The 24,214-nt window shown below is 69.2% G+C and carries 18 protein-coding genes and 1 tRNA gene; 5 read left to right on the forward strand and 14 right to left on the reverse strand.

Going from position 1 to position 24,214, the window contains the following annotated elements; genetic code table 11:
- Window positions 1-147: 147 nt before the first annotated feature.
- Window positions 148-221 (forward strand) — tRNA-Gly (locus PO605_RS19070).
- Between the two features lie 83 nt (window positions 222-304).
- On the opposite strand, the gene PO605_RS19075 is transcribed toward PO605_RS19070, so the two are convergent.
- Entirely contained in the window at window positions 305-631 is a 327-nt protein-coding gene (locus tag PO605_RS19075) for a hypothetical protein (protein ID WP_016446204.1), read from the reverse strand.
- A gap of 135 nt (window positions 632-766) precedes the next feature.
- Entirely contained in the window at window positions 767-1,828 is a 1,062-nt protein-coding gene (locus tag PO605_RS19080) for a helix-turn-helix domain-containing protein (RefSeq protein ID WP_047475355.1), read from the reverse strand.
- 310 nt (window positions 1,829-2,138) lie between these two features.
- Here PO605_RS19080 and PO605_RS19085 point away from each other — a divergent pair, with 310 nt between their 5' ends.
- Window positions 2,139-2,966, forward strand: a complete 828-nt coding sequence (locus PO605_RS19085) for an isocitrate lyase/PEP mutase family protein (RefSeq protein WP_016451625.1) — start codon at window positions 2,139-2,141, stop codon at window positions 2,964-2,966.
- Here the strand turns inward: PO605_RS19085 and PO605_RS19090 are convergent.
- From PO605_RS19090 to PO605_RS19125, 8 genes are all read right to left on the reverse strand, one after another.
- Entirely contained in the window at window positions 2,951-3,256 is a 306-nt protein-coding gene (locus PO605_RS19090; RefSeq protein WP_017403878.1) for a hypothetical protein, read from the reverse strand. The genes PO605_RS19085 and PO605_RS19090 overlap by 16 nt on opposite strands.
- Window positions 3,253-4,923 (reverse strand): SWIM zinc finger family protein, encoded by a 1,671-nt coding sequence (locus PO605_RS19095; protein WP_272206737.1) that lies wholly within the window; start codon window positions 4,921-4,923, stop codon window positions 3,253-3,255. Before PO605_RS19095 ends, PO605_RS19090 begins: the two co-directional genes overlap by 4 nt.
- Window positions 4,920-6,113 (reverse strand): VWA domain-containing protein, encoded by a 1,194-nt coding sequence (locus PO605_RS19100; RefSeq protein WP_272206738.1) that lies wholly within the window; start codon window positions 6,111-6,113, stop codon window positions 4,920-4,922. Before PO605_RS19100 ends, PO605_RS19095 begins: the two co-directional genes overlap by 4 nt.
- 47 nt (window positions 6,114-6,160) lie before the next feature.
- The gene (locus tag PO605_RS19105) at window positions 6,161-8,617 is read right to left on the reverse strand and encodes a DUF5682 family protein (RefSeq protein ID WP_272206739.1); all 2,457 of its coding nucleotides are present in this window, start codon (window positions 8,615-8,617) and stop codon (window positions 6,161-6,163) included.
- Entirely contained in the window at window positions 8,607-9,731 is a 1,125-nt protein-coding gene (locus PO605_RS19110; RefSeq protein WP_047468168.1) for an ATP-binding protein, read from the reverse strand. The genes PO605_RS19105 and PO605_RS19110 overlap by 11 nt, the downstream gene beginning before the upstream one ends.
- Complete coding sequence (locus PO605_RS19115) at window positions 9,731-12,658, reverse strand: DUF4132 domain-containing protein (protein WP_272206740.1); 2,928 nt, start codon at window positions 12,656-12,658, stop codon at window positions 9,731-9,733. Before PO605_RS19115 ends, PO605_RS19110 begins: the two co-directional genes overlap by 1 nt.
- A gap of 23 nt (window positions 12,659-12,681) precedes the next feature.
- A complete protein-coding gene (locus PO605_RS19120; protein ID WP_272206741.1) occupies window positions 12,682-15,675 on the reverse strand; it encodes a DUF4132 domain-containing protein in 2,994 nt (997 codons plus the stop codon).
- A gap of 76 nt (window positions 15,676-15,751) precedes the next feature.
- Window positions 15,752-18,694 (reverse strand): DUF4132 domain-containing protein, encoded by a 2,943-nt coding sequence (locus tag PO605_RS19125; RefSeq protein WP_047470792.1) that lies wholly within the window; start codon window positions 18,692-18,694, stop codon window positions 15,752-15,754.
- A gap of 392 nt (window positions 18,695-19,086) precedes the next feature.
- Between PO605_RS19125 and PO605_RS19130 the strand changes: the two genes are divergently transcribed.
- Window positions 19,087-19,809 carry an alanyl-tRNA editing protein gene (locus PO605_RS19130; RefSeq protein WP_016451616.1) on the forward strand — a complete coding sequence of 241 codons (723 nt, stop codon included), beginning with the start codon at window positions 19,087-19,089 and terminating at the stop codon, window positions 19,807-19,809.
- Window positions 19,810-19,854: 45 nt separating this feature from the next.
- Here the strand turns inward: PO605_RS19130 and PO605_RS19135 are convergent, their stop codons facing one another.
- Window positions 19,855-20,145 carry a hypothetical protein gene (locus PO605_RS19135; RefSeq protein WP_272206742.1) on the reverse strand — a complete coding sequence of 97 codons (291 nt, stop codon included), beginning with the start codon at window positions 20,143-20,145 and terminating at the stop codon, window positions 19,855-19,857.
- A 326-nt stretch (window positions 20,146-20,471) separates the two neighbouring features.
- Between PO605_RS19135 and azu the strand changes: the two genes are divergently transcribed.
- Window positions 20,472-20,930, forward strand: a complete 459-nt coding sequence (azu, locus tag PO605_RS19140; protein WP_016446217.1) for an azurin — start codon at window positions 20,472-20,474, stop codon at window positions 20,928-20,930.
- Between the two features lie 180 nt (window positions 20,931-21,110).
- Here azu and PO605_RS19145 read toward each other — a convergent pair whose 3' ends face one another.
- The 3 genes from PO605_RS19145 to PO605_RS19155 all read right to left on the reverse strand — a co-directional run bounded on the left by PO605_RS19145 (window position 21,111) and on the right by PO605_RS19155 (window position 23,484).
- Window positions 21,111-21,620 carry a hypothetical protein gene (locus PO605_RS19145; protein ID WP_047327407.1) on the reverse strand — a complete coding sequence of 170 codons (510 nt, stop codon included), beginning with the start codon at window positions 21,618-21,620 and terminating at the stop codon, window positions 21,111-21,113.
- Window positions 21,607-22,944, reverse strand: a complete 1,338-nt coding sequence (locus PO605_RS19150) for a hemolysin family protein (RefSeq protein ID WP_017403868.1) — start codon at window positions 22,942-22,944, stop codon at window positions 21,607-21,609. The genes PO605_RS19145 and PO605_RS19150 overlap by 14 nt, the downstream gene beginning before the upstream one ends.
- 189 nt (window positions 22,945-23,133) lie before the next feature.
- Entirely contained in the window at window positions 23,134-23,484 is a 351-nt protein-coding gene (locus PO605_RS19155; RefSeq protein ID WP_272206743.1) for a hypothetical protein, read from the reverse strand.
- A 153-nt stretch (window positions 23,485-23,637) separates the two neighbouring features.
- Between PO605_RS19155 and PO605_RS19160 the strand changes: the two genes are divergently transcribed.
- Complete coding sequence (locus PO605_RS19160) at window positions 23,638-24,144, forward strand: hypothetical protein (RefSeq protein WP_026061999.1); 507 nt, start codon at window positions 23,638-23,640, stop codon at window positions 24,142-24,144.
- Window positions 24,145-24,214: the final 70 nt, after the last annotated feature.

Genomic DNA, 24,214 nt, shown 5'->3' on the forward strand with positions numbered 1-24,214 from the left:
CCTACTCCCGAACCTACGCCAAGGTTGCAGGTGCAGATAGATTTCGCTGGGTGCCAAGTTGAGGTTTTGCGGCAAACGCGCCGTGAAAGTCTCAAGAAAACAAGCATCTAGCGAAGAAATGCATGATTCGACAATGGCTCAACCAAGGCGGGCGTCGTTCAATGGCAGGACCTGAGCTTCCCAAGCTCATGACGTGGGTTCGATTCCCATCGCCCGCTCCAGCTTTCCTCGCGCACTCTTCATTTGCGCGCGCGGGCCAATCTCTGGACTGAGGAGCAGGCGCCGCCGCAGCGGCGCCGGGGCGCTATCGCACGCCAGGCGATGAACTGCCCATCTCGACTTTCAGGTCCGGGAAGGAGTTGACCATCTGGACCTTGAAGTCAGGGAAAGAGGTGACGATCTGCCACTCTCCGCAACGGTCTGCGGAGGAGTTCACCACCTTGACCTTGAGGTCCGGGAAAGAGCTGGTTGCCTGGACCTTGATGTCGGGGAAGGACTGCACGAGCTGGACCTTGCCGTAGAGGCGGATGCCTTTGTAGGTGCAGTTTTTCTTGTCGAAGTCTGCGGCGTGAACGAATGCCGGCAGGGCAAGACAGGCAAAGACAAAGCTACAACGCTGCAGAAGATGCATATGCGAAAAGGGAGTGGGTCTTCGGAAACAAGCCAGGCCGTGGCTTGCGGCCGCCCTATTAGAGCATCCTGCATGCAGAAGCCCCTGACGTTTTCGACCGAGCGTCAGCCTGGGGCAAGACCATCCATCCGGCACTCAGGCCATGAGCCCAAGCAGCCAGTCCGCATACTCCACGGTGGCGGGAGTGGTCCCGGAAGGAGGCTTGATGCATGCCGCGCGTGTGGAATTCGCCATGGCGCGTATGTCGCTGGGTGTGTGGCCGAATTTGGCCCGGAATGCGCGGCTGAAGTGGGCCTCACTGGCAAAGCCCAGGCGCGCGGCCACCTCGGCGACACGCAGGCGTCGGTAGGCAGGGTTTGACAGGGCATGGAAGGCCTCTTGCAACCGTCGCTGCTGCACATAGCGCATCACACCCCCCAAAGGTTCGAAAAGGTGGTAAAGCCGGTGACGTGAGATGCCGAAGCACCGGCAAAGCAGCTCGGGCGAGAGGGGAGCAGCCAGGTTTCGCGCGATATGGCGCTTGATACGGTCCAGCATTGCTGCCTGCAATTCAGTCCGAGCCTCGGCCACCGTCCGTAGACTGGGGCGCAGGCAGGCCGCCAGCATCTGGGTAGTGGCATGCACTATGTCGTCAGCCTGCTCCAGGCCGATGGAAGGCAGGCGTCGCTGCAGAGCGCAAAGATGATCTGCCAATAGCCCGGCGAAGATGCTGCTGCGGGTCAACACGGTTCCGTGCAAGCCTGAACTCGATGCACCCATTGCCTGGTCGCCAAGGCTGCGGGGCACGATCAACGAGAGCACATGGGAGTCGTCCGCAACGGTATGCTGGCAGCGAGCCATGTCGAAGAAGACCACATCACCTGCTTGCACCGTCAGCTCGTGACCATCGTCACAGCGCCCTGTGAAGCCGCCTCCCCGGTACCACTGCACCAGATAGTGGTCCAGCCCGTCATGGGCCGCGCGTGCATGTCCGCGCGAAAAGCGCTGTGCACCGAAGCGCAGGTCTCCCAAAAGCAATTGTCCCAAGTGGACTGCATCTACCGAGGCGTGGAAGCCGCCGCGCACCGTACCGCGCTCCAGCGGGGTCACATCGAACAGTACAGAGATGCCGCTGCGCCAAGCGTCGAACCTGTCCGCCTCCAGGCACTGCTCGGTGGTGAAGGTGGTGCTCGGCAGGGCTGAGGTCGGAGTCTGCATGTCGAATGATCTGGGCAAAAGAATGCCGTGGTGAAGCCGTCCCTCCGATAGCAGCCAAGGCGTTGCGACACACTCGCCCAGGACGGCTTTCATTTGAGAGCCGCGGCATCGTAACGCAATGTGTGCTGGGGCGAATCGAACTGACGAACGGTAGCCCGTCAAGATGCAACCCAGGCAGTGATGCAGGAAGATGCGCAGAAGTTGGTGCCTCGGCAGGTCCAGCAGCCATTCAGCCTGTGGCGGTGGATAGCGTTCACAGGCCTTGGAGAATCAATGCTTGAGTTTCTCAAGAGTCAAAACGGAGTGTTCCATGACCCCTACCACCGAACAAAAACGTGCCAGCTTCCGGGCCCTGCACCGCCAAGGCTGCTTTGTACTGCCCAATCCATGGGACGCCGGCAGCGCCCGCATGCTGCAGGGCCTGGGCTTCAAGGCGCTGGCCAGCACCAGCTCGGGCCATGCATGGTCGCTGGGCCGGCCCGATGGCGCCATCTCGCGCGACATGACCCTGGCGCATCTGCGCACCCTGGTCGCGGCCACCGACCTGCCCGTGAACGCGGACTTTGAAAGCGGCTTCGGCCTGGGTCCGCAGGAGGTGGCAGAGAGCGTTCGCATGGCCTTGGACACCGGCGTGGCAGGGCTGTCCATCGAGGATTCGACAGGCGATGCTGCCAACCCCTTGCGCAGCATCGAGGACGCCGTGGCCCGGCTGCGCGCCGCCCGCGCTGCCATCGACGAGGCAGGCGGTAGCACCTTGCTGGTCGGGCGTGCGGAGAATTTCTTCGTGGGCCGGCCCGATCTCGACGACACCATTGCCCGGCTCAAGGCCTATGCCGAGGCCGGCGCGGACTGCCTGTACGCACCCGGCATCCGCAGCGCCGAGCAGATCCGTGCCGTGGTGGCGGCCGTGGCACCCAAGCCGGTGAATCTGCTGATCGGAGGGGCCAGCGAATGGAGCCTGCAGGATGCCGAGGCCATGGGCGTGCGCCGCATCAGCGTGGGCGGCGCACTGGCGCGCGCAGCCTGGGGCGGCTTTCTGCATGCGGCGCGCTCCATTGCCGAGACGGGGCGCTTCGACGCGTTCGCCCAGGCCACGCCGGGCGCCGAGCTCAATGGCTTTTTTCAGGGCAAGGACTGATCCGCACCGGCCTGCAGCCGCTGCGCGGTCATGACCCAGACCGCGATATCGAGCAGGGCGGCTGCGCGCTCCACCGGCGCAAGCTGCGGGTCCAGCACGCCGTCCATCTGCCGTGCCAGGGCGGACCAGCCCAGCAGTGCGGCCTGATCGGCCCAGGCCCGGCCTGCGGCCAGCAGCGGTGCGCCGGCACCCACCAGGCCTGCGGCCTGCATATCGGCCAGCCAGACCTGGCCCTGTGCCAGCCAATGGCGCAGCGGCGCCTCGGCGTTTTCGTTCGGTGCCGTGCTCATGGCTGTTTCTCCCTGGTGCCCTGCGCTGGCGGCGGCTTCCAGGCCGTGCTGGGATGGTGCCAGTCCGTACTGTCCCGCCAGCGCACCGATGCCACGGCCATCTGCAATCGCCCGGCCACGAATTCCACGCGGCCAAAGACCTCCTGCAGCACCCGGCCGCACGCCAGCTCCCGGCGCAGGGCCTCGCCCGCCCTGCCCTGCATGCCGTGCAGATCACCGGCCAGGCATATGACGGGGCCGGAGGTTGGCAGCTGCGGTTGCAGCTCCATCGTCCAGCGCTGCAGCAGCAGGTCAGTCTGCGGCAGGCCGCTGCCGCTCACCTGCCATCGCGCCCAAAAGGGCGGCTGCTGGCGCCAGGGGTCTGCATGCAGCTCCTGCAGATGGCGGCGCAGCAGGACCTGGGGGTCGTCGGCCCCCGGCAAGGGGCCGGCCGCCTGGGCCGCCACCAGCCGGGTGGCATCCCGTGCCGAAAGGCGGCCGTCGTCGCTGACCCAGCCGTCCACCAGCACATGAGGACCTTGCAGCAGCTGCCTTGCCGTGAGGCCGCCCAGGGTTTCCGATTCCAGCGCCTGGGCAGGCTCCCATTGCGGATCAAAGCCCTCAGCGCGCGATGCCGACCAGGTCAGGAACCGGCCACTGGCCGCATCCTGCAAGTGCACCGAAAAACCGCGCTGCCCTCCGCGCGCCAGCCACAGCTCGGCCGCCACGGCATGCAGACACAGGCCTTGCACGCGCCGGTAGCTGCGCCTATGCACGCCAGCCAGCTCCTGCAGGGGCCGAGGCAGGGGTTGCTGGGCCAGGCCGCGCAGCAGCATCCACAGCGCGGCCAGCAGGGGAGCCACGCGCTCGGCCGCGCCGGCACGGCCCGCGCGCTCGTCGCGCAAGGCGCGCACCAGCAGGTTGAGCACGCTGGCGGGGCGCGGCAGGTCGGCCTGGCGCAGTTCGGTGGACAGTGCCTCGCCCTGGTCGAGGAAGGCCGGGCTCATGCCGGCACGGCCCTGCAGCACCCAGCCGGTCAGCCAGAGCCTCACCTGCGCCAGGCGCTGCAGTGCGCCGGCTTCCAGCGCATGCGCAGGCAGCTCGGGCATGGGTGCGCCCGCTGCGCGCCGGGCCTGCAATGCCACCAGGGCGCGGTGCGCGCAGGTGGCGGCCTTGCAGCTGCAACTGGCCGCCGCCAGGCCGCCAGCACGCGGCAGGCGCACGGTCACTTCGTCGGGATTGGAGAGTTCACCGACCAGCGCGGCCGGCGTCTCTTCCAGCACGGCCTCGAAACCCTGTGCCATCCAGCGCAGGGCCTTGCGCTGGGCAGCGCTGCCGAAGGCCCGCGCCACGACCTCGGCATCGCCCTCCAGCCATGGCGCGATAGGGGCCTGTGCTGCCTCATCGGCCGCCCCTCCGCTGGCCAGGCGCGCGCGCAGGCCCAGCAGCAAGGCGCACAGATGGTGGCAGGGTCCATACGCCGGGCAGCTGCATTGCAGCGTGGCAAAGCCCGCGCCGGCCAGGGTCTGGACATGGCCTTCGATATCGGCCCGGGCATGGCTGGCATCCAGCTCCCAGGCCGCCGCATCCAATGTCGCCAGGGCCTTTGCGCCGCGCTTGAGCAGGCCCTTGTTGGCCCAGTCGGCAATGGCGTCATCGTCCAGGGTGCGCAGCCATTCCTGCATCATGAGGATCGCCCTGCCTGCATGACACGGGCCAGCCAGTCCACCAGATGGTCGGGCGTCATGGCGCCGACCTGCGCACCGCGTTCCACCAGTTGCGCAGCCAGGTCCCGGTCGTAGTCGGGATGGGCGCGGCGATCCAGGGCGGCCAGCACCAGCACGCGCGCACCGCTGGCGATCAGCCGCTCGGTCTCGGCGATGACGCGGGCCTCGTCATGGCCTTCGTAGAGATCGGTGATCAGCACGACCACGCTGCGGCGCGGCGCGCCCAGTTGCCCGGCCGCATGCGCCAGGGCGGCACCGATATTCGTGCCTCCGCCCAGTTGCGCGCCCAGCAGCAGTTCTTCGGGCGCATGCAACTGGCCGGTGACATCGGCCACCTCGTCGGCGAACAGCAGCACATGGGTGCGCAGGGCGCGCACGCGCGCGAAGATGCTGCCCATCACGGCGCTGTGGATGACGGATTCGTACATGGAGCCGCTCTGGTCCACCACCAGCCACAGGTCCCAGGTCAAGCGCTGCGCCTCGTTCTCCCTGAAGAACAGGCGCTCCAGCACCAGCACCTGCTCCTCGCTCTGGTAGTGGCGCAGGTTGTGGCGCAGGGTGCGCGGCCAGTCCAGATCGCTCATCTGCCCCTGGCCCCGGCTGCTGCGGCGCCTGCGCCGCCGCCCCAGGGCCGAGTGCACGCGCGAGGACAGCCGCGCCTGCAGATCGGCCACCACACGCGCCACCAGCCGGCGGGCCTCGGCCAGCACCTGCACGGGCAGGCTGGCGCGCACGGCCATCAGCGCGGCCACCAATTCAATGCTGGGCGTGGCCTGGGCCAGTACCTGGGGGTCGCCGAGCAGGCCGTGCAGCCCGTAGCGCGACAGCGCATCACGCTGCAGCGTTTCCACGGCGCTGCGCGGAAACAGGTCGCGCACCTCGCCCAGCCAGTGCACGGCCTGGGGCTCGGGCACGCCGTTGCCGCCCTGGCGCGCGGACAGCCCGCCCGTGCCCTGCCAGGCGTCGGTGCCTGCACCGTCGGGCTGCTCGCGCAGGCGGTGCTCGCGCTGGTAGAGATAGTCCAGTGCCGCGTCGCGGCGCGCATCGGCGTCATCGAGCGGCTGCGCCGCAGCCAGGGGCTGGGCCGCCTCGGGCCCGAGGATGAGGCGCCAGCGCCGCAGGGTGGCGGCATTGATTGCCTGTTCCTGCATTGGCGGCTCGTGCATTGGCAGTTCGTGCATTGGCGGATCTTTCCGGCTCATGACAGTCCCCAGGGATGCAGCAGCCGGCCCACCTGGGCCGCCAAGGCGCGGCTGTGCGCCAGGGCCTCGTCCGATGGCAGGTGCACGCAGGCCAGCGTGGTTGCGCCGGGTGGCGTGGCCGCGCCCGACAAACCGGCCAGCCGCCCGGCCAGTTGCCGCAGTTCGGCACGGGTCAGCTGGGCAAAGGCCAGCCGCAAGGCCGGCAGGCCGGCCAGGAAGGCGTCTTGCGGCCAGTGCGCAATGCCGTCGCTGAGCAGGCGCAGCAGCGGCGGATGACTGAGCAGCCAGCCCTTGGCCACGCGCACAAAGCCCTGCAGGTACTCGCCCATGGCGGCAGCATCGACCTGCGCCAGGCCCAGCATGGCGCGCAGGGCGGCATCGGTCTGCGCAATCTGCCAGCGGCCGGCCATGCTCAGGATGCCGGCGGTGGCGCCGCGCACGCGCGCGGGCGTGCTGTCGGCGCCTGCCTCATGCAAGGCGGCACAGGCATCGTGGAACAGGCCGGCGTCGGCCCAGGGCACGGCGCGGCAGACCATGCCGTGCAGATCGGCCAGGGCATCCAGGGCCTGTGCCTGCTGGGATGCATCGCCCTCGCCCAGCCAGGGCAGGCGCAGGCAGGCCTGGGCAAAGCAGCGCCGCAGCAGCGGCAGCAGGCGCGCCAGGCCCACGCCGCCCAGCGCATGGCGGGCCTCGTAGGCCAGGGCCAGGCAGCCGGTGGCGCGGGCCAGGGCCAGGGCGTCGTGGCTGCGCTCCATCCAGGCCTGCACGGTGTCCAGCACCTGCTGGGCAATGCCGTCCAGGCCCATGACCAGCACTTCCAGCACGCGCTGCGCCGGCTCGGTGTCGGCTGTCTGCGACAGCCGCTCCAGCACGCGGTGGACAGCGGCCTCTTGCAGGCTGGAGCCGTGGCGCATGGCCTCGGTGAGTGCCACCGTGGTCTCGACCTGCCAGCCCAGCGTCCAGACCTCGCGCACGCGCGCCAGGCCGGTGCCCGCCACAAAGTCCGGTCCCGCCAGGCATTGCGCATAGGGCACGCCCAGGTAGCGCAGCCGGTGCAGTCCCTGCGACAGGCGGCGGTGACGGGCGCTGCGGTAGATGTCCAGCTCCTTGCGCACGGGTGCGGCAGGCCGCACGGGCAGGCGGTGGCGCAGGCAGAAGGCCTGTACATCGACCAGCAGCGGGGCGGCCGGCGCGTTGGGTGGCAGCTGGCCGTAGTCGTCGGCGTCCAGCAGCCATTGACCAATCTGCTGCCCGGTCTGCTGCCCGGCCTGCGGCTCCATAGGCTGCGGACGCAGGGCCTGGGCATGCTCCTTGAACACGGCGCTGTCCAGCGCTTCCAGCAGCTCGGCCCGGCCGCCGTGGCAGGCGCGCAGTGCAGCCAGGCCATGGGCCAGGCGCACGGCCTCTGCCGCGTCGGGCAGGCTGGCGGGCAGGCCCCGGGCACGCAGGCCGTTCACGGTGCGTGCCGCCATCTCTGGCCAGGCCTGGGCATCGGGTTGCGAGGCGCCCTGCTCCAGCGCCTGCCAAACGCCCTGGTAGTAGCCGGGCATGGGCATGCCGGCCGCGTAGCCGCTGGCACGCTCCAGCCGCTGCAGCGTGTAGGGGATGAGATGCACGCCCACATCGATGGGCTGACCGGCCGCAGCCGGACGCTCGGGCGCCGACAGGCCAGCGGTGATGCCAGCCACGATGCCCGCCACATGAAAGCCGCCGCAGACCACCAGGCAGCGCCCGCCTTCGGCCAGGGCCTTGCGGACCTGGGCGGCCATGTGGGCCTCGCGGGCCCTGTCTTCGGCATCAGGGCCCGCGCCGCCCGCTGCCTCGTCCCGCTCGCGCAGCAGCTGGCTGAAGGCCAGCACGCCGGCAAAGTACGCCTGGGGCGAGGCGTCCTCATTGCCCGATTCGTAATGCCGGTCCCACCATTCGTCGAAGTCGCGGCAGCCGCCGGCCTGGATGAGGCCGGCCAGCACGTCGGGCGCGCGCCGCGAGGGTTCGTCGGCCAGCAGGGGTTCGGGCGCGCAGGCGAAGTAGTCCAGCTGCGCGGCCTGGACCAGCCGCGCCGCATAGGGCAGGTCGATGAAGCGCACATGGCTGCGCAGCCGCACCGCCTCGCGCAGGGCCACCCATTCAGGAGAGAAGGCCGCAAAGGGCACATAGCAGCGGCAGCGCCAGTCGTCCTCCAAAGCGCCATTCGCGCCATTCGTTTCATGTGCGCCATCGCCGCCTGCCACGGTCGCCTGCAGGTAGGCCGCCAGCGGCGGACGCGCCTGGGCGTGCTGCAGCGCAGGCAGCAGCGCATCGAGCTCGCCCGGGCCTTCGATCAGCACGTGGCTGGGCTTGAACTCGCGCATCAGCGCGCGCAGGTGGTGGGCGCAGCGCGGGCTGTGGTGGCGCACGGGCACCAGGCGCAGCTGCGGCAGCGGCGCCAGCCAGGCGGCAGCGTCAGTGCTCACGGCCGCCTGCGACAAAGTCCTGCCAAGCCGGCTGCCCTGCACGCTGGCGTGCCACCACGCGCAGGTATTCGGCGAAGCGGCGGCGGTCCTCGTCGTCGTCCTTGATCACCGTGCCCAGCAGGTGGCGCGCCAGGTGGGCCGGACCCACGCGCTCCTGCCCGAAGTACCAGCACTGGCAGGCGGCGTTGAAGGCCACGTCGATGGCCTCGGCCGTGGACAGCACGGTGCCCGGCCGCTCCACGGCCGTGCCCTCCACGCTGCCGCTGCGCAGCTCCTGGAAGGCCGTGGCCAGCAGGGCCAGCACATCGGGCGCGACGGTGGTGCCGATGCGCTGCTGCGCCAGTGCGCGGCCCACCTCCTGCCCTATCAATGCGGCCTGCGCGGCCACGCCTTCGAGCGGGCGCATGGTCTCGAAGTTGAAGCGGCGCTTGAGCGCGGCCGACATCTCGTTGACGCCGCGATCGCGCAGGTTGGCCGTGGCAATCACATTGAAGCCCGGCCGTGCCAGCAGCCAGGGCTGCTCGTGCTTGAGTTCGGGAATCTGCAGCAGCCGGTCGGAGAGCACGGGCACCATGCAGTCCTGCACTTCGGTGGAGCAGCGCGTGATCTCCTCGAAGCGCAGCAGCCGCCCTTCGCCCATGGCGCGGTGCAGCGGGCCGGGCACCAGGGCCTCGGGGCCGGGGCCGTCGCGCAGCAGCAGGGCGTAGTTCCAGCCATAGCGGATCTGCTCCTCCACCACGCCGGCACCGCCCTGCACGGTGAGCTTGCTGTCGCCGCTGATGGCGGCGGCCAGCAGCTCGGACAGCAGGGACTTGGCCGTGCCCGGCTCGCCCACCAGCATCAGGCCGCGCTGGCCGGCCAGGGTGACGATGGCGCGTTCGACCAGGGCATCGTTGCCGTGGATCTTGCGCGCGATGGCCGGCCCGCCGCCGTCAGGTTCCGCACCGCCCAGGATGAAGCGCCGAACGGAGCGCGGGCTCAGGCGCCAGCCGTCGGGGCGCGGGCCCTGGTCGGCGGCCTGCAGGGCCGCAAGTTCCTGGGCGTGGGCCATCTCGGCCGGCAGCCGCTGGGCGGCAGGTTCCGGGGTGGGCGCTGCCATGCGTTTGGTGGCCATCAGTCGCTCTCCTTGGTGCCGGCCGATTTGGCGGCGATGGCCGCGAACTGCGCCATCAGCGTGGCCTGCAGCGCGCGCGGCCACTGCTGCGGCTGCAGCCGGGGCCAGCGGCCATCCTCGCCGCGGTGGCTGCTGTCATAGACCACGGCGTGGGCGATGTCCACGCGGTGGTCCAGTTCCATGAACGGCATGTAGCGCCCGTGGTGAAGCTCGATGTACAGCTGCGGGCCCGCCAGGTCCAGCCTGTGCTCGTAGATGCCGGGGCCGTCTTCCACGGGGCCAGGGCGGTAGTTCCACTTGGCCAACAGGCCGGACAGCGCGCCCTGGCGTATCTGCAGCGGGCCGGCAGGGTGCAGGGCATGGTTCTTCCACTGGCTGGCGTCGGGCAGTTGCGCACCCGCGCCCAATTGGTCGATCAGCGGCTGCAGCTCGTAGTCGGCCAGGCAGGTGCGCCAGGCCTCAACCTCGCCCGCTGCGGCATCGACCGGATGCCAGAGCAGCACCTGCGCATCGTCGGGCAGCTCCACGGCATCGTCTGCGGCATCGAGCAGGGAAAAGTCCTCGGCAATGCGAAAGCTGGCGCCCTGCTCCAGCCGCCAGATCAGGGTGCGGCCCATGATGCGCAGCAGGGGATGCTGCAGGAACAGGCGGCGCCAGCGCGGGACGGACCAGCGCTGTCCCGTCATGAAGGCGGTACCCATGCGCGGCGCCTGCTGCCTGGCGATGGCCTTGACGCCGGCGGCAACGGTCTTGAATTCGGCCTGTGCCGCATTCCACTGAAGGCGCAGCGATTCGTCCTTGAGCGCAGGCAGGGTCTTGGAGGCCTTGCCATTGTCACCCACCACGCGCAGGCTCAGGTCGCCCTGCAGCTGCAGGCGGTAGCGCTGCGGGCCCACCTCCAGCACCAGGCCTTCGCCGCCCAGGCCGAAATCGGGCGTCAGTTCGTCATACAGCTCGATCAGGCTCAGGCCGCGCCGCTGGGCGGCTGCCTCCAGCGCGTCATGCGCTGCCGCAATCACCAGGTCCTTGAGCTTGCGCGAGGTGGACAGGGTCTGGACCTGGGACAGCGCGTACAGCGTGTCCAGCGCACCGAGCTGCTCCACGGCGATGATGGCGCGCAGCTTCTTGCTCCAGCCCCAGGCCTTCACGGCGGCCACCAGGGTCTGCACCAGGCGGTCGTCGACATGGCCGTTGGCCAGTCGCAGCGCCCAGCGCGCCTTGGGCTCGCCCTCCAGGGCCACCCAGGCATCGACCAGGTGCAGGGACAGCTGGGCGCGGCTTTCGGCCGGCACATGGGCCAGCAACTGCTCCACCAGCGGCGGCAGCTCTTCCTCGGCCGTGGCCACCAGATGCAGCACGATGCGGGCCGCATGCCCGGACAGCGGCGCGAACAGGGCCAGGGTCTCTGGCTGGTCATAGGCCTTGATGCTGCTGGAAAAGCGCTTGAAGCGCGCCACGCGGGCCTCCAGTGCGTCAAGCGGCACCCTGCCCCCCTCCCCCTGCGCCACGTTCAAAGCACCCGGCACTGGCACACCCAGGGCCAGCAGCCGGCCCTCGACCATGCTTTCGGAGCCCAGGTCCAGGCCCGTGCGCAGCAGCGCCTGCAGCAGCGGTGCGACCCCGGGATCGGGGTGGACCAGCAGGATGTCGCGGCAGGCCAGCTGCATCGCCTTCTCGCGCCGCTGCAGCCAGGCGTTGGACTCGAAGACAGCGCCTACGGCCTGCGCATCCAGTCCCTGCATGAAGCGCGCCACCGCTTCGCGCAGCGCCCGCGAGCTGCTGGCAGCCAGCAGTTCGCCCAGCAGGGGCAGCCGGGCATGCAGCATGGCCGGGTCCAGCTGCGCCAGCAGCGGGGCCAGTCGCACGGTGGGAATCTCGCGCAGGTAGTCGGGCTGCTCGGCCAGCATCTGGTTGAGCAGGCCGATGAAGGGCTCGATCCGCGATTTCTGCAATATGCAGCGCAGCAGATGGGGCAAAAGCTCCGGGTAGCGTGCCTTCCAGATCTGCTGGGCGACCACCGCATCGAAGTGGTACTTGGGCTGCCATCCTTCGATCCAGGCGACGAAGGGCGCGGAATCCTCCCGCACCAGGCGGTCGAAAATGGGGATGAAGTAGTCGGCCGGCTCATGGTCCGCCCTGCTCAGCAGCATGTTGACCAGTTCCAGGCGCCGCTGGGCGTCGGCGCCCAGGTCCCAGCGCAGCGCGATCAGGCCCGGATCTTCGTTGATGGGCTTGTCGTCGAACCAGTCGGGATGGCGGCGGTAGAAGTCGTACCAGGGCGCGCAGCGCTGCGGGTGCGGAACGTCGCTGTGCCGCGTCATGTAGACATCGCGGATGTCGGCATAGAGCGCGCCGCCGCGCTCGGCCAGCTCCATCAGGTCCTGGTCGTCCAGGCTGCCCAGCAGCAGCTTCCAGTCGGCTCTGTCATACCCGCCACCGGACTGGACGTTCAGCTCTGCGGCCCAGTCCAGCAGCGGCATCACCCGTTCACGGCTGATGCCCGGGTACCAGAGCCAGCCGAACATGTCCAGGATGCGGATCTCACGGTAGTCGTTGTCGCCGTCCGGCGCAGGTGGACGGGCCAGGCTGGCGCGCGCCATCTGCTCGAACTCGGCCGCAAGCTCGGGGCTGTGGCGTGGAATGTCGCCGTCCAGGCTGCCGTCGATCCTGCGCCCGAAGGGGATGGTCTGCCGCGCGAAGGCCAGCCACAGGTCATGGTCATGGGTCCAGGGCAGATCGAAGTTGCCCAGGGCGCGGATGGGGTTGGAATAGTCGTCGAAGGCCTTGCGCGTGAAGGCGCCCACTTCGTCATGCCGGCCCGCTCGCATGCGGCTGGCCAGCACCTGGACCAGTTCGGCGGGTGGCAGCGAGGCGCTCAGTTCCTCCAGCGTGGCCTGGTCGGTGTGTTCTAGGGTCGAAGAGTTCATGGATTCAGGGGTTCTGGAGGGAGTCAAACCTGGGCTGCACCTGCTGCGGCTACCGCGCCCGCAGCGCGCGAGGCCAGGGCCTGGAGCATGGCGCACAGCGATGCCTGCAGCGGCAGCGGCCATTCGGCCGGGGGCAGCAGGCGGTCGGCGGCCATGTCGCGCAGGGCAAAGCCTTCGATGTCGATCTCATGGCCGGGCTCGTAGTACGGCATGGCCGCGCTGTGCAGCAGTTCCACGCGCCAGCGCTGCACGGCAAAGTCCCGCAGGTGCAGGTAGATGCCGGGGCCATCGCACACGGGGCCGGCATGAAAGCGCCATGGCCCTGCCAGGCCGTCCAGCGCCTGCTGCGTGAGCCGTATCGGTGCCAGGGGCTGCAGCAGTTCCTGCTGCCACTGGCTGGTCAGCGGCAGGTCGGCGGGCGCATCGACCTGCTCGATCAGGGCCTTGAGGCCGTAGTCGGCCAGGCATTCGCGCCACTGCGCACGCTCCTGTTCGGTGGCCTGCGCGGGGTGCCACAGGGCGATGCGGCCCTCGGCCGGCAGTTGCACCGCGTCGCTCTCGGCATCGACCAGGGACAGGTCCTCGGCAATGCGCAGGCTGAACGGCTGGCCGGCCGCGGGCTCCACCCGCCAGACCAGGCCCTGTGCTACCACGCGCAGCAGCGGGTGCTCCAGGAAGAGGCGGCGCCAGGTGTCCAGCGGCCAGTGCCGGCCCAGCATCAGGCAGGACTGCAGGCGCGGCGCCTGCTGCTGCAGCACGGCCTTGATGCCCTTGGACAGCGTCTTGAGCCGCGCGGCGGCCGCCTCCCACTCCGTGCGCAGGCCCTCGTCGGCCAGGGCCGGCAGGCTGCGCACCAGCTTGCCGGCCGGCGTGCGCAGGCGCAGCGACAGGTCGCCCTGCAGCAGCACGTCATAGGTCTGCGCGCCCACCTGCAATTGCACGCCCCGGCCCAGGTCGAAGTCCGGGGTCAGCTCGTCGCCGAGGTCGGCCAGCGCCATGCCGCGCCGCGTGGCGGCCTCGGCCAGCACGGCCTGCGCGGCGGCCAGCACGCTGGGCTTGAGGGTCTTGCCGGTGGCCAGGGCCTGCACGCAGGACAGGGCATAGACCGTGTCGAGCCGGCCCAGCTGCTGCAGCGCGACCACGGCGCGCTCCTTGCGCGTCTTGTGCCAGGCCAGGGCGGCCGAGGACAGCACATCGACGATGCGGTCGTCCGCCGCGCCGGGCAGCAGCTTGAGCACCCAGCGCGATTCGGGCGCGCCATCGGCAGCCACCCAGTGCTGGACCAGGGCCAGCGCCAGCCGCGCACGGTTCTCCGCGCCGGCCTGGGCCAGCAGTTGGCGGGCCAGCGCAGGCAGCTCCTGCGGGCTGGAGGCCGCCAGGTGCAGCAGCGCGCGCGCGGCCTGGGCCGACAGGGGTGCGAGCAGGTCCAGCAGCGCCGGCTGGTCCAGCGCGGCAATGACGGGCGACAGGCGCTGCAGGCTGGCGGCCTGGGCTTCAAGCTCTGCCAGGGAGCCGGCATCGCTGCCCGCTGGCACGGCCTCGCCGCCAGGTGACCCGGCTGCGTCCGCAACCGGGGCTGCGGCCCCCAGATCCTTCAGTCGCGCCTGCACCGGGCCTTGCTCGGCCACGTCCAGCAATCCACCGGACAGCAGTGCCGACAGCAGGCTGCCAGACGCCGGATCAGGATGGGCCACCAGCACATCGCGGTAGGCCAGCACCAGGTTCTTGTTGGGCTTGGCCAGCCAGCCGGCGGCCTGGGGCGCATCCACGGGCAAGGCAGACAGCGCCTGTGCCAGCGCCGCACGCAAACCCTTGGAGGCACTGCCGGAGGCGGCCTTGCCCAGTTGCGGCAGCAGCCGCTGCAGCGTGTCCACGCGCAGCGCGGGCAGCAGGTGCGTGAGCGGGCCGGCGGCCAGCCGGGCCAGGTCGCCAGGGCGATCGGCCAGCAGGGTCTCGGCCACCGGGGCGTAGCCGGCGCGGTCGGATTCGTGCTTGCAGCCGTCTGCGCAGGCCGGCAATAGCAGCGGCAGCAGGGCCGGCCACCGGGCTTCCCACAGCCGCTGCGCCACGGCGGGATTGATCGCCAGGTGGCCCAGTTGCTTGAACCAGGCGGCCAGGGGCGCAGCGTCGGTCTGCAGCATGCACTCCACCAGGGCACGGTCATGCGGCCAGTCATCGTCCGAGGCAAAGCACAAGGCCTTGAACAGGTCCTGGGCCAGCAGGTCGCGGCGCGCGGCATCGGCCGTCTCCCAGCGCGATGCGATCAGCACGGGCTCGGGCAGGCGCAACTGGTCAAGCACGGCGGGGAATTGCGCAAAAAAATCCCGCCACAGCGCCCAGCGCTGCCCTGCAGGCCGCGTGCGCTGCAGCGGCAGCTGGCGTTGGACGATGTCGCGGCTGAGCTGGCCGCCGCCGTCCTCGATGGCCATGGCCAGCAGTTCGGGCTCGGGCAGCTGGTGCAGCAGGTGCTGCCACTGGCAGTAGTACTGCGCGCCGGGCGCAATGCCGGCCTTTGCGCTCAGTTCCCGCGCCCAGCGCAGCAGGCCGGTGATATCGGCACTGGACATGCCTTCATGGCCCAGCACGCCAAACACCTGCCTGAGCACGAGGTCGTAGCCATCGCGCAGTCTCCAGGGCTGGTGGGTGCGGCTGCCCCAGTCATCCAGCCAGGCGCGGGCCAGTGCCGTCAGCTCTGCGGTCAGCTCGGCACTGCGCCGGGGCACGCCCGGGTTGCCTCCATAGAACTGTCCCAGCGGAAGGCTGATGCGCGCCAGCGCCAGCCACAGCGCGTGGTCGCGCTGCCAGGGCGCATGCTCGCCGGGCAACTGGTGCAGCCGCTCCTGGCACAGGCTGCTGCTGTCGCGCAGGAAGTCCGCCACCTCGGCATCGCGCCCCTGGGCCAGGCGCTTCGCCAGTTCGGCGGCAAAGGCCGGCATGCCCTCGCGCCCGGCCGGCGCGGCCGTGTGCAGTTCGTACAAAGCCTGCAGGGGAAGCGCTGCTGTCTCGTTGTTGCTCATGGTCTGTGGAGTCTTCGGTGATGGGCGATCGGCCGGCCAACGTTTCAAGGGAGCAAAGGTTCACAAAGACAAGGGCTCAGGCAGCCGCCTTGGCCGCCAGGGCCAGCCACTGGCCTTGCAGCGTGGCCAGCAGCGGCTTGGGCAGCCGCGCCGGGTCGGCGCTGGCCCCGTAACCCTTGCTCAGGTCGTGCACGCGCAGGCCTTCCACGGCCACGGGCAGGCCCAGGTCCAGGTAGGGCGGGAAATAGCCGTGCGACAGCTCCAGGCTCAGCTCCAGCGCGGGCAGGCGCCACACATGCTCGTTGATGCTGGGGCCATCGCCCACGGGGCCGGGCCGGTAGCCGAACTTCTTGAGCATGGCGCCGAGCTGCTCCTGCGCCAGCGTGATCGGCGCGGGCGGCAGCAGCATGCCGTTCTTGAACTGGCTTGGCGCGGGCTGCTCGGCGCAGGCGCCCAGCTGGTCGACCAGGGGCTCCAGCTCATAGTCGGCCATGTAGGCCTGCCAGGCCTCGCGCTCGCCGGGCTGGGCCGTGGCCGGGTGCCAGAGGCTGATGCTGCAGCCAGCCGGCAGGGCCACGGTTTCATCCTCCACATCGACCAGCGAGAAATCCTCGGCCAGGCGGAAGCTGGTGCGCGCCAGGCCCGGCGCATCCTCTGCGCGCCAGATCAGGCTGCGCCCCACGATGCGCAGCAGCGGGTGGGCCACGAACAGCCGCTGCCAGCGATCCAGTGGCCAGCGCTTGCCGCTGACCAGGGCCGCCAGCATGCGCGGCGCCTGCTGCTTGACCACGGTCTTGAGGCTGGTGGCCAGGGTCTTGAGCTGCGCGGTGGCCGCCTCCCATTCGGGCTTGAGCGCCTCGTCCTTGACCGCAGGAATGGTCTTGCTGGCCTTGTTCCTGTCGTTGATGACGCGCAGGCTCAGATCGCCCTGCAGCTCCACGCGGTAGCTCTGCGGCCCGACCGTGACCGTCAGGCCCTGGCCCAGGCCGAAGTCGGGGGTCAGCTCGTCGAAGAGCTCGGGCACGCTCATCTTGCGGCGGGCAGCGGCGGCACGCAGGGCGCTGCGCGCCGTGCGCTGCACCTGGTCCTTGAGCGAGCGCGATTCGGAGATCTCCTGCACGCGCAGCAGAGCGTAGAGGCTGTCCACCTCGCCCAGATGCTCGACAGCGGCGGCCGCGCGCTGCAGGCGCGGGCGGTTCCAGGCCTGGACGGCGGCCACCAGCGCATCGACCACGCGGTCATCGGCATGGCCGGGCAGCAGCCTGAGCGCCCAGCGCTGCTTGGGTTCGCCCTCGCAAGCAATCCATTGCTGCACCAGGGCCAGCGCCAGGCGGGCACGGTTGTCGGCCGGAATGCGCGCCAGCAGCTCGTGGGCCAGCGGCGGCAGGCCGCCTTCGGCAATGGCGGATACGTGCAGCAGCACGCGGGCCGCGTGCTCGGACAGCGGCGCGCACAGCGCCAGCAGCTCGGGCGTGTCGAAGGGCTTGATGGCCGCGCTCAGGCGCTTGATGGAGGCGATCTGGGCTTCCAGGTCCACGCCGCCAGCGGCAGACGCTGGCGATGCGGCATCCGCCTGGCTTTCTTCCGATGCCGAGGCGCCCTGCCCGGTCAGGCCCAATTGGTTCAGCCGCTGCTGCACGCTGCTGGCCGAGGCCGCATCCAGCTTGCCGCCGGCCAGCAACTGCGCCAGCAAGGGACCGACGGCGGGGTCGGGGTGGGCCAGCAGCACGTCGCGACAGGTCAGCAGCAGGTTCTTGGGCGGCTTGTTCAACCAGCCGGCATCCACCAAGCTGGCCAGCGGAATATGGGCGGCCAGGCCGGCCATGGCGGCGCGCAGGCCCTTGGCGCTGCTGCCTGCGATGAGCGGGGTCAGGGTGGGCAGCGTGGCCTTCAGGCTGGCGGTGTCGAACGCGGGCAGCACATTGACCAGGTCCTTGACAGGCACCTCGGCCAGATCGGCCGGGCGGCGGGTCACCAGTTCGCGGATCGCGCTGCGGTAGCGGCGCAGCTCGTCCTCGCGGTCGCAGTGCTGGGCAATGGCCGGCAGCAGCAGGGGCAGCAAGGCGGCATCGTTCTGCTTCATGACATGCATGGCCAGCGCCAGGCTGATCCGATAGCCGCCGTTCTCACGCAGCTGCCTGGCAAAGGGCGCGGGATCCTCGGCCACCAGGCGGTCCAGCAGCTGCAGCGCACGGGTACGCTCCCCGCCCTGGGCATGGCCCAATTGGCCCATCAGGGTGCCCGCCAGTTCCTCACGCCGTGGGGCATCTGCGCTGGCCCAGCGCTGCTCCATCAGGTCCGGATCGCCTATGTAGGTCTGGTCATACAGCTCGGGATGCGCGGCAAAGAAAGCCATCCAGGACTTCCAGCCCTGCCCCTTGGGCTGCTTGGGTTGGCGCTCTTCGCGGTAGTGCACTATCACGTCGGCGAACAGCTTGCCGCCCACGGCGGCGTAGCGCTGCAGGTCGGCATCGTTCAGCTGGGCGATCAGCCGCTTCCAGGGCGCGTGGTACTCGGTGTCGGGCTTGTACTCACCTTCCTTGCGCAGCGCCAGCGTCCAGTCCAGCGTGGCCGTCACTTCCTCGTAGGGCATGCCTGGATAGCAGAGCCAGGGCACCAGGTTGCCCAGCACCATGCCTATGCCTTTGAAGACCGGCAGATCCGCGCTGCGGGCATGGGCCAGCCATTGCTCGGCCATCACGCGCACTTCGGCGGCCACCTTGGCATTGGTCAGCTTCTCGCTGAGCCCTGCCGGCGCATGGCCGCGCGGCACCGTGAGCCGTGCCAGTGCCAGCCAGCGCTCACCGTCATGTGTCCAGGGCGATTCGCTGCTGTTCAGGCGCCCCAGCATGTAAAGGCAGCGCTCCTCGCAATCACGCAGGAAAACCTGCACCTCATCGGCCCGCCCGTCATGAAGCCGGGCATCAAGTTCGGCGGCAAAGGCCTCTTCGCTGAGGCCTTCGTCCAGCCGGTCATAGAGATCGCTCAGGGAAGCTGCGTGAAGATCGGTAGTGCTCATAAAGATGAGGAGATGAACAATGTGGGCAGCCGCAAACCGGGGCCTGCCGGGATGGAGACGGGGGTGGAGCCTGCACGGGATGGACGCAAAGGTTCTTGATCCATTCGGACAGTTCCTCGGAAAACTCACAGATTCATGCCCTGCGTATGTCGTCAGCTTCGGAAAAATCTGTAGCGCCGTCGGCAAGGAATGCGCCATTGTTCAGCGGCACGCGCGCGGCGCGGGCGCCGATCTTGTCAGGTCGCGGACCCGGGCACTTGACAGGCTGTCAAGCAGCCGACTGCCACCGCTGCGGGCAATGGACTGTACTGGGGACTTTTCGCCCAGGCGTACTGCCCGGCCCCGCCATGCCGCCGATACCATGGACCGCGACATGACCCCGGAGACACCCCATGCCCATGCCCCTGTCCCAGACGCACAAGCTCTTTGACGACGACGCCTACCTGGACCGCTGCGAAGCCACCGTGATCGCGGTCAGCCCCGAAGGCATCGAGCTGGATGCCACGGTCTGCTATGCCCGCAGCGGCGGCCAGGCCGGAGACACCGGCACGCTGATCCTGGCCGACGGACGCAGCCTGGCGGTCATCGACACCGTCTATGCCGATGACCGCCAGCGCATCCTGCATGTGCTGCAGACCGATGCGCCGCCCCAGGTCGGCGAGCGCGTGCAGGTAGCCATCGACTGGGACAGGCGCCACCGTCTGATGCGCCTGCACACCTGCCTGCACCTGCTGGGCGTGCTGGTGCCCGTGCCCGTGACGGGCTGCAGCATCTCGCCGGACTCGGCACGCCTGGATTTCGACCTGCCTGAATCCACGCTGGACAAGGCCGATCTGACGGAGCGCCTGAACGCCCTGATCGCCGCCAGCCATGCCGTGAACGTGGACCGCATCACGCCCGAGCAATTGGCCGCCCAGCCCGACCTGGTACGCACCGCAGGCGCGGCGCCCCCGGGCGGCACGGCGACGATCCGCATCATCGACATCCCCGGCTTGGACCGCCAGCCCTGCGGCGGCACGCATGTGCGCAGCACGGCCGAGATCGGCACGGTGGCCGTCACCAAGATCGAGAAGAAAAGCCGCACCAACCGGCGCGTGGTCGTGCAGTTCGCCTGAGGCCTGCCGGACCTGCCTGGCCTGCCTTGGCTGCCGCCCCGTGCCTCAGGACATCCAGGACCTGGGCGCCGAGGGGCCACCCGGCTCACGGGACCCCTCGCCGCCCGGAGCCACCCCTTCGGGCTGGCTGCCGGACTTTCGCATCAGCTGCAGGATCTGATCGAGCTTGTCCTGCTCGACGACGATCGAGTGCAACCTGAACAGCACGTACGGAATGAGGACGCTGGCACAGGCCATGCCCGCCAGCGCCGTCTGTTGCTGGGAGCTGTCGACGAAAAACGCCGTCAGCAGAAAGATGGCGCCAATGACAGCACCTATGAAAACCATCACTCCCATAAACCCTCTCTATTTACCGCAATCGTACCCAAATGTGACTGGGGTGAGTAGAGGCATGCGAGCTGTGGGGTTGCCCGTCGCCAAAAGACGACGGACGGCAAGTGATTCCCGGCGACAGCCACCGCGCATACCCTGCCGGCGTGACGCCATCCCGCATGCTTGGAGCGCAGGTCTTCGAACTGTTTTGACTTGATTCAAATCAACCCGCCCTCCCCCATCCTGTCTATGCTGGAGGCAGCCATACAAAGCATCCATGGCGACAGACCGCCTGCCGGTCCATGGCCACCGGATGCCAGCCACCTCACCCGCTTTTCAAGGAGAAAACAATGGCAATGCAATGGAAACCCGTCCTCTTGGCCCTCGCAATGACTGCCGTCGCCGCACCTGTGCTGGCCGCCGACTGCGCCGTCGAGATCGAAGGCAATGACGCCATGCAGTTCAACAAGCCCACCATCAGCGTGCCCGCCAGCTGCAAGCAGTTCACGGTCAAGCTCAAGCACGTGGGCAAGCTGCCCAAGACGGCCATGGGCCACAACTGGGTACTGAGCAAGACGGCCGACCTGCAGCCCGTGGCCAATGACGGCATCGCCGCCGGCGCCGCCAAGGACTTCGTGAAGGACAAGGACGCCCGCGTGATCGCCCACACCAAGGTGATCGGCGGCGGCGAGACCGACTCCGTGACCTTCTCCACCGCCGCCCTGAAGGCGGGCGAGGCCTACAGCTACTTTTGCTCCTTCCCCGGCCACTCCGCGCTGATGAAGGGCACGCTGACGCTGGCCAAGTAAGCCGGCGATCTGCCCTGGCCCGGGACCTTGCGCCCCGCGCCCTACCCGGCGGCACTTCGGTGCCGCTTGTCGTTTCCGCCCCTCACATTTGCGGGACCGGGCAAGCCACGCATGCCTGGCCTGCCGGTCCCTGCTGGTCCCTGCCGATGCATGCCGATCCGTGCCGTTGTGCGCTGCCTCTCAGTGCCGGCTGGCGGTCCTGCCGTGCGGGCGGCCCTGCATTTCCATGCAACCCTTTTGCATCAGGCGCAGCAGCAGCTGGGTCCAGCTGGCGTCGGCCCATTTGGTGCTTTCCAGCACCAGGGACCGTGCCGACTGCAGGCCGTCGCCGGGCTGCAGCTCCACGCGGAAACTGCCGCGTTCACGCTGGGCCGTGACGGCCACCACGCTGCCCAGCAGGGCGATATCGAGGGAAGGGCGCGGGCCTTGCGGGCCGTCCAGGTCCACGCGCAGCACGCAGCCGGGGCGAAGTTCGTAGGTCCAGCGGTGGTCGGCATGGCCGGCCGCGCCCATGGCGTTCATTTCGGCAAGCCGCTGCTCCTGCGTCATGTCGTAGGGGCTGATGATGGGCGCCTGCTGCTGCGGGTAACCCTGCACGCCGTCCAGGCAGGCGGCCATGAAGACCACGGCCGCCGCGCATGCCAGCAGTTTCCAGGCGCAGCGCGGGGCCCGTCGTTCAACGCGGTGCATGGGCTGCTCCTGCGTCTTCGTCGCCGGGCACCTGCAGCGACACGTCCACGCGCATGGCCAGCACCTTGTCGATGGCCTTGCCGTCCATGTCCACCACCTCGAAGCGCCAGCCTTCCCATTGCACGGTGTCGGTGACACGCGGCAGCCGGCCCGTGAGCAGCATGACCATGCCGGCCAGCGTGTGGTAGCGGCCGCGCTCTTCCTCGGGCACGGTGGCCAGCTCCAGCCGGTCCTTGAGCTCGGGCACGGGGATGTGGCCGTCCAGCAGCCAGCTGCCGTCCTCGCGCTGCAGCGCCCAGGAGTTGCGCGGATCGCGGGGCTGGAATTCGCCCGTGATGGCCTCCACCAGGTCCTGCAGGGTGACGATGCCCTGGACCTCGCCGTACTCGTCGATCACAAAGGCCATGTGCACGTCGGACAGCCGAAAGCTCTCCAGCAACTCCATGCCGGTGATGGTCTCGGGCACATAGAGCGCGGTCTGCATGGGCTGGTCGGTCAGGCCCTGATCCTTGCCCTGCAGCGCGCGCGACAGCCACTGGCGCGCGTTGAGCACGCCGATGATGGAGTCCATGCCGCCGCGCACCACGGGAAAGCGCGCGTGGTCGGACTGCTCGATCACGCGCAGGTTGTCCTCGAACGGCGCATCGGCATCCAGGCAGACCACGTCGCTGCGCGGCACCATCAGCGAGCCGATCTGGCGGTCGTCAAGGCGGAACACGTTGCGCACCATGGTGTGCTCGTGCGATTCGATGACGCCGGCCGTCGTGCCTTCGGCCAGCATGGCGTGGATCTCTTCCTCCGTGACGGCGCTGCCGCTGTTTTCCTTGACGCCCAGCAGGCGCAGCAGCGCATGGGTGGACACGGACAGCAGCACCACGAAGGGCTTGGTCAGATGGGCCAGCCAGTTGACTGGGCGTGCGATCAGGCGCGCAAAGGTCTCGGGATAGGTCTGGCCGATGCGCTTGGGCACCAGCTCGCCGACGACGATGGAGAAATAGGTGATCAGCACCACCACCAGCGCCGTGGCCGTGTAGCCGCCATAGGGCGCGGGCACGCCCATGCGCTGCAGCCACTCGGCCAGGGGAGCGGCCAGCGCGGCCTCGCCGACGATGCCGTTGAGCACGCCGATGGAGGTGATGCCGATCTGGATGGTGGACAGGAAACGCGTGGGGTCGGCCCCCAGTTGGGCGGCTGCGGCGGCGCCGGCGTCCCCCTCGTCTATGAGTTTTTGCAGGCGAGCCTTGCGCGCCGTCACCAGCGCGATCTCGGACATGGCGAAGACGCCATTGAGCAGGATCAGCGCAAAAAGAATGGCAATTTCCATGATGCTTGTTCTGGGAACCGGGAGCCGCCGCTGCGGCAAAAAGGGCCCATGCTGCGCTGGGTCCGGAGAGATTGGAAGCGATAGGCCAGCCCCGCAGACGGGGCATGCCGGACAGGACCCGGCGAACGGCGTGGATGCCGCATGCGCCGACCCGGAGGAGCCAACGGCCCCGGCAGGTCGCAAAGGGGATCAGGCCGCCCGGGGAGGCCGTTCGGGCGGGGCCAGGCTGCGCCACGGTCCTTCGCGAAGGCTGCTGGCGACATGGCGATCGGCCTGCAGCCGGGGGGCATCCACGCCATCGACGGCATGCATGACATCGGGGAGGTCCTGCTGATCGTCCATCAGCGCATGGTCGAAGTCATCGAGCAGGGAGGCCGTGTCCACCAGCGGCGCTGCCGTGCGCTGCACGCTGGCGCAGGCGGCGCCGGCCGGCTCGCAAGCGGCCCCCGGCAGGGCCCGCCATGGCACAAGCCCCAGCGTGGACAAGGCCACGCTGACGACGAAGTGCAGGGAAAAAGCCACGATGAACCATCTGGACATGGTCCGGGGATTTTATCCATGCGCCGCACCCGCGGGCAGGCACCGCGCCTGCCCACCGCTGCCTGCCACTGTCCACGGCTGTTCGCCGTTTCCTACAAGCGGCGCGCCGGCGCCGTGGAAACATACGCCACGGCCCACTCTCCGCCCTTTGCCATGAAAGCACTCCATACCCTTTTCACCGTCGTGCACGCGCTCATCGCCCTGCTGTTTTCGCTGGCGGCCATCGCCCTGCTGTGGATTGCAGGCCTCAAGGGCTGGAACGCCATGGCGCATGGCGTGGATGGCGATTCGGGCCTGCGCATCGTCGAGGCGCTGGGCATTCTGGCCTCGGGCGTGGTCGCGCTGCAGATCGCCCAGACCATCACCGAAGAGGAGGTCATACGCGAGGCCCATATCAGCGGCCCCACGCGCGTGCGCCGGTTTCTCTCGCGCTTTCTGGTGGTGCTGGTCGTGGCCCTGGCCGTCGAAGCCCTGGTCGCTGCCTTCAAGACGCAGGAAGAGCCGGCCCACCTGCTCTATCCCGCCGCCCTGGTCAGCGCCGTGGGTGTCCTGCTGCTGGGCTGGGGTGCCTTCATCCACCTCAACCGCTCCGCCGAGGAGCTGGAGCCCGAGGCCATGGAACAGGCCAAGGGCGAGGACCACAAGGTGAACAAGGATTGATGGCAGGCAGCTTCCCTTCAGGTTGCCTGCATTCGTGCGAACAGGCCCTAATATGGGTATCAGCCCTTGA

Origin of the sequence: Delftia sp. DT-2 (assembly GCF_028401915.1) — a bacterium.
Taxonomy (GTDB): Bacteria; Pseudomonadota; Gammaproteobacteria; order Burkholderiales; family Burkholderiaceae_C; genus Comamonas; species Comamonas tsuruhatensis.